Source organism: Acinetobacter sp. FY683, assembly GCF_059515885.1.
The window spans coordinates 1-5,383 of sequence record NZ_JCAKNA010000056.1 but is presented as its reverse complement, the minus strand read 5'-3'; the positions used below and the strand labels follow the sequence as shown (position 1 = coordinate 5,383).

Sequence of the window (5,383 nt, the reverse complement as noted above, 5' to 3'; positions counted from 1 at the left end):
GTTGGTTTATAAGCATCATCCGTATCGTTGATTTCATCAATATCTGTCATCTTAAATTCAATTGAATAAATCAAAAGAACATCAGGAGTTTCTTGCTCTGAGCTTTTATATTGTCTTCTCAATGCACGCTTAAACTTTTTAGAAAAGTCAGATTTAACTTTAGCAAAAGCTTTAGGGTCAGAAATATGACTTAACAAATGAAAAGCACATGGGGATGTCATGTTACCTCTTGCATAGAAAAGTACTTCTTCCACTCTTTCCAAATGATCTGGGTTTGCATGATAGTTCTTAGCATCACCATTATTCATACGATTTAAGGGAGTAATCCCTACATTAGCTTTAATTCTTCACCTCCTAAGTATCACATTTATATGCATAAATTAACTATAGCTAAACCCTATATCTATTACTCTGCTTATTATGCAAAGAAAAAAGCAATGATAGTAAAGGTTTGAGGGCATAAAGATACTATTTTTTCTGTCCGAAGTCATTCTTTTATTGACATCAGGAACAATAAGTAATTACAGCGCAAAAGCAATAAATTATTACCTAAACTATTACCGAGCTAATAACTTGATTTAGGGGCACTGTTACACCCCTTGAGAAAACCATCGAATTACAGTCACACGTGTTACACCAATCCTTTTAGCAATCTGTGTATTGGTTAGTCCCTGCGCTTTCAGTGCTTGTGCTTGCTTACGTCTATCTTGGTACTGCATAGAACGTGCTGTTCCACCTTTAGAAGCACCTAACTTGCTCTTGCGTGTCTGTCTATCAATAAACTCTTGGTAACAGTAGCTATCACGCTTCCAAGTCCATCTAGCGATGCTCTTAGCAATACCTTTGACTTCGTTATAGCTCATAGGTGCTGTGAACTCACTGTTCAGAGCAGTACAGCGATCAATGACGCCTTGTAACCATTGATTGTACGTTTTACCTCTGTATTTCCTGATCTCTACATAAGCCCAATGACGTACAGTATGAAAGACACAGCAGTTACGACCTAGCCCTACAGCTTCATCAGGTGCTATAAGTTTATTTATCTTATGTTGTGTTAAGTCTAATCGTTCAGCTAATTGATTAAGCGTATATGGTTCAGAACGTAGTATGTGTGTCCGCCAATGCTTGTGTAGTGCGTTTTTAGTGATTAACCCTGTATAACCTACATCAGCCTTTAATAATTCTCTCAGCGTTGAATAGACGGCGTTACCGAATGCAATTGGTTTAGGTTTAGATGCATCAGTTTGATAGATAGGTGTCTTTAGTTGATAAACATAGTGTGCATGACCATTCTCAGGATTTTCTACAATCAAGTTTGGAGTTGGTACACCAACCATGTCATAGAATAGATCAACGTATGCTGTTGGGTAATCAAGATCAAAAACAAAAAAGTTTGTGTAGTACGGATGATTAGGTTGAATATATTTTTTTAATAAAGCTATATGTTTAGGGCGTACCTGTACCCCAAATGATAGATCGTCACTGCAATATGGTTTTGCAGGATATTTGCTTATAGTTTGTTCTAAAGCTAAAGATAGCTGTTGCATTGCATAACTTACCTGTTTGCAAAACTCACAACAACCTGTATTATTATTCTCAGATTGTTATGAACTTTTGTTTGTACTATCTAAGGATTCAACCCTGTAACTTCTCTTCCGCCAAGATTTGAAAGTTATGGGGTTTTTCATTTTCTATAGAGTAGTTTTACCACAATTCATATAAATATATAAAATTTCTAACGCTTAAAAATATTAATTACCCAAATAACCTTCCTAGTAATCCTTTTTTATCATTGTTTTTATGCTCAATTAACTTCTGATCAAGTTGCTGTTTTAACCATGCTTCATTAGCTTGGACGTACTGCAATTGCTTTTCTAATGAGGATACTTGTAACTGCAATTGCTCAACCTGTTTTTGTAGTAACTGTTCACGGTGTTGATACTGTGTAATCTCATGTTCAGGCTGACTGTCATCTACTGTTGACTGTGACTGTGAAGTGACATGCGAACTAAACAATCTAATCATATCAGCAGTGTCTACTAGCCCCTCAGAATCCTTAGTTAACTTTCCACTCTTAATGTACTTGTATAGCGTATTTCTACTGACGTTAAACTTCTTTGATGCTTGGCTAATGTTAATACGTGACATAAGTGTTCATTCTTGTTATCAGTGTTAAATTCAGTGTAACTCAAAACTGCTAATCTATGTAACCCAAAAATACAGCCTTATAGCTCGTTTTTAAGCTATTTAAGTGTATTAATGTAGGGTAGTACCACTAGGTGTTAATATCGCCTTATATCACGCTTATAGGGTGCTTAAAACGAATGAAATACATTGATCTTTGCATTGTTTTCTTATATTTGATTTTAACTGTTAAACACTTATCAATACTGAGTTTTACACTTAAAAAATTTACTAAGATTTAGAAAGAGGAGAGAGCATGTATGTTTAGCAATTCCTCATATAAAAATATCAAGATTAATAGAGATGGTGCTTAACAAAGTCGATACTCCTAAAAAATATCAGTTCTGTAAATTAGAAATATCACTAGTGTTTTAGCTCCCTTTCGCAACTCGGTAAACTGTAGCTACACCACATCCAACAGCCTTAGCAATTTCTTCTTTCGTCATAGCACCTGTTGCTAACATTGCCTTGATACGTTCGTGCTTGGTTTTATCTGCTTTCTTTCCAGTTGGTTTATATCCACTCCTCTCTAAACCTTGTTTAATACGTTCTATACGCTTCTCATTGTCTAATCTAGCCATAGTAGCTAGTAGATCAATTAACAAGTTATTAACGAGATTCAGGATAGAGCTTGTAATAGTATCGTTTGTATCTAGCAGTACATGAGTAGTTGGTAAATCAGCTACAACTAGCTTTAATCCTTTCTCTTTTATACGTCCTTTCAATACTTCAAACTCATCTTGTTTTAAACGTGATAAGCGATCTACGCTCTCAACTAATAAGGTATCTCCATTCTTTGCCTTATCGAGTAAATCATTTAATACAGGTCTATCTAACTTTGTACCTGATTCATTCTCTACATATTCTTTAACATCATCCCGAATAGAACTAGCAAACTCTTTAAGGCTGTCTAATGCTCTCTCTGCATCTTGATCTTTTGTGCTAGCTCTTACGTATATATGAATGGTCATTTTATCATTTAACATTGTATCTTTAAGTACTATGATAATAATATCATTTAATATTCTTTTCAAGTCTAATGATAGGCTTGTTTATCATTTAATCTTTTATTCTTTGGGTATAGTCTAATGATAGACCGCCTGAACCTATTTGAGGTTCTAATGCTGATGTAAAAAAGCCCATCCGAAGATGGGCTTTCTCTTATCTGATAATAAAATCAGAAATTTGCAAAAGATTAGCAATTAAGCCAACCACTTGCAGGACGTAGAATATAACTACGTTCATTTAATTTACTCCCTAATTAGGGCATTGATATCAGATATCCAATGATGTTTAATCAATACAGTTAAGTAACCTTAACTTTTAACCTCAAATGTCTTCATGAAGATACCAATGCGTTGATATTGATGTTGATACAAACTCACTCTCAAAGCTTTAGACGGTGATTGAGAGTGAGTGCCGTCGCTTTAGTAGAAAGCTCCTACTAATCAGTAAATAAACTATGCAGTAGAATTCACCTCATTACAACCCAAACCACTTACTTTTTTATTATTAAATTCAAAGATATACGTACATTTTTGTACTCTTGCACCAATGTACTGTACCAGTACTTGTACTCTTGCACCAACGCACTGTGCAACTACTTGTACAGTCGTGCAGAAAATCAAAAATCATTAGATTACTAACTGGTAATAAACTTCTTTAATTTCTTGTAGATACCTTTATTTTGCACAAAAATAGTTAGTACGTTCTTTTAAATAAGATCAACCTAAGACGTATCTCGTGAATGAAAATAGATTTGTCGAGCTACTATCCACTTTCATTCACGTACACGCCTTAAATCGAAATTATTTTCTCTTTAATTCTGCTGTCGCTGATGCTTTCGCCTCAAAAGACCAACCAACACCTTCCGCCTTTACCCACGTGTCGCAACCTACGGCAAGAAAAGCAACAGCTAACAAAGCCAAAACCATTCTTAAAGCGCTATTCGATAGTTTCATTCAGATACTCCTTTTTAAAATTTAACTTCACTTCTTATTTAGTATTTAACATTAAAAAAATATGCCCTTTTTTTTGTCTTCCTAAACCTTACAGGGGGGTAGTAAAACCCAAATAAAATCCTGTTTGTATTGGAACTATTTCCATAAAAAATCTGCTTATGTGGCGGATTCTCTGCTGATAAAAACCGTATTTCTATGCTCCGACCTTGTATTAACTCTGTTTTACAAGACGTGATTATTCATTTCATTATTCATAATTGTGTTTTAGCTCTCCCTCCTTTTTTCAGGCACAAAAAAAGCCCACTTTACAAAGCAGGCTCATTACAACTTTTCATAGACACTCAAGGTTTCTTCTCACACGTGTAACTCTCTATCTTATACGTGTAACTATAGGTTTTGAGATGCTGATAACGGCATCAGTGCATTGCTAAATTAAGAAATAAATCACTTCACTAAATACATGTGTACCAATAAAAATAGGAACACATGTAATGAAATATTCATCTAAAAAAACTGAAACTAAAACCACAGTTACAAAAGTAACTCCAACAACTAAAACGACAACTATCACTGAAAATAAAAGTGTAGAACGAAAGTTCAACATATCAATTAAAGATGTCTTAGCTTTGGTTGCTTCAATCTTTTGTTTATAAGGCTGTGTACGTGCATAGGGGAGCATAATCCCCTACATAATTTAATTTCATTCACGTACAGCGTTCTATTTTGTCTTATGTAATAGTAGTTTTAGCTATTGTTGTCTTTTTTGGGTAATTGACTACAGCCAAATTTTTGTCTGAACGGTATGTTATCAGGGTCTTTCTGCTCAACTTTAGCAAGATACTTCACCCTTTCATAAACATCATCAAACTCAGTTTTTAAAGACTTATACATCTGTGGTTTAGTACGTTGTATTCTACTTTCTCTAGTTTCATCATCAAATATATTGACGTAGCGATCTTTACTTTTGAAATAACGTGCCTTCGTTAAACCCTCAATTTCATTCAACGCTTGCACAGCTCGTTTATTGAAAGATTGAGGAATAGTCTTTTTGCAATCAGCTATTACACAAACATGAATATGCAAGAATGGGGATTTTATTTTCACAACCTCAGTTGGTTTATAAGCATCATCCGTATCGTTGATTTCATCAATATCTGTCATCTTAAATTCAATTGAATAAATCAAAAGAACATCAGGAGTTTCTTGCTCTGAGCTTTTATATTGTCTTCTCAATGCAC

6 protein-coding genes and 1 pseudogene are annotated in these 5,383 nt (G+C 34.4%); all 7 read right to left on the bottom strand.

The window, feature by feature from the left end; genetic code table 11:
* Positions 1 to 308, bottom strand: a pseudogene (locus tag AC5YDH_RS14760) (hypothetical protein); the annotation flags it as partial.
* 282 nt (positions 309 to 590) lie between these two features.
* Positions 591 to 1,547 (bottom strand): replication initiation protein, encoded by a 957-nt coding sequence (locus tag AC5YDH_RS14755; RefSeq protein WP_496120575.1) that lies wholly within the window; start codon positions 1,545 to 1,547, stop codon positions 591 to 593.
* Positions 1,548 to 1,755: 208 nt separating this feature from the next.
* On the bottom strand, positions 1,756 to 2,148 hold the full coding sequence (locus tag AC5YDH_RS14750; RefSeq protein ID WP_496120574.1) for a plasmid replication DNA-binding protein: 393 nt from the start codon (positions 2,146 to 2,148) through the stop codon (positions 1,756 to 1,758).
* 407 nt (positions 2,149 to 2,555) lie between these two features.
* On the bottom strand, positions 2,556 to 3,155 hold the full coding sequence (locus AC5YDH_RS14745) for a recombinase family protein (RefSeq protein ID WP_496120576.1): 600 nt from the start codon (positions 3,153 to 3,155) through the stop codon (positions 2,556 to 2,558).
* Between the two features lie 837 nt (positions 3,156 to 3,992).
* Entirely contained in the window at positions 3,993 to 4,145 is a 153-nt protein-coding gene (locus tag AC5YDH_RS14740; protein WP_496120573.1) for a hypothetical protein, read from the bottom strand.
* 427 nt (positions 4,146 to 4,572) lie between these two features.
* Positions 4,573 to 4,824, bottom strand: coding sequence for a hypothetical protein (locus AC5YDH_RS14735; RefSeq protein WP_496120572.1), 252 nt, complete (start codon positions 4,822 to 4,824; stop codon positions 4,573 to 4,575).
* Between the two features lie 65 nt (positions 4,825 to 4,889).
* On the bottom strand, positions 4,890 to 5,383 hold a 494-nt coding region (locus AC5YDH_RS14730; protein WP_496120571.1), incomplete at its 5' end, for a hypothetical protein.

Bases quoted from the DNA above. Each gene is read 5' to 3' on its own strand.
- AC5YDH_RS14755 (WP_496120575.1), bottom strand. From the start codon at position 1,547: ATGCAACAGCTATCTTTAGCTTTAGAACAAACTATAAGCAAATATCCT.
- AC5YDH_RS14750 (WP_496120574.1), bottom strand. From the start codon at position 2,148: ATGTCACGTATTAACATTAGCCAAGCATCAAAGAAGTTTAACGTCAGT.
- AC5YDH_RS14745 (WP_496120576.1), bottom strand. From the start codon at position 3,155: ATGACCATTCATATATACGTAAGAGCTAGCACAAAAGATCAAGATGCA.
- AC5YDH_RS14740 (WP_496120573.1), bottom strand. From the start codon at position 4,145: ATGAAACTATCGAATAGCGCTTTAAGAATGGTTTTGGCTTTGTTAGCT.
- AC5YDH_RS14735 (WP_496120572.1), bottom strand. From the start codon at position 4,824: ATGCTCCCCTATGCACGTACACAGCCTTATAAACAAAAGATTGAAGCA.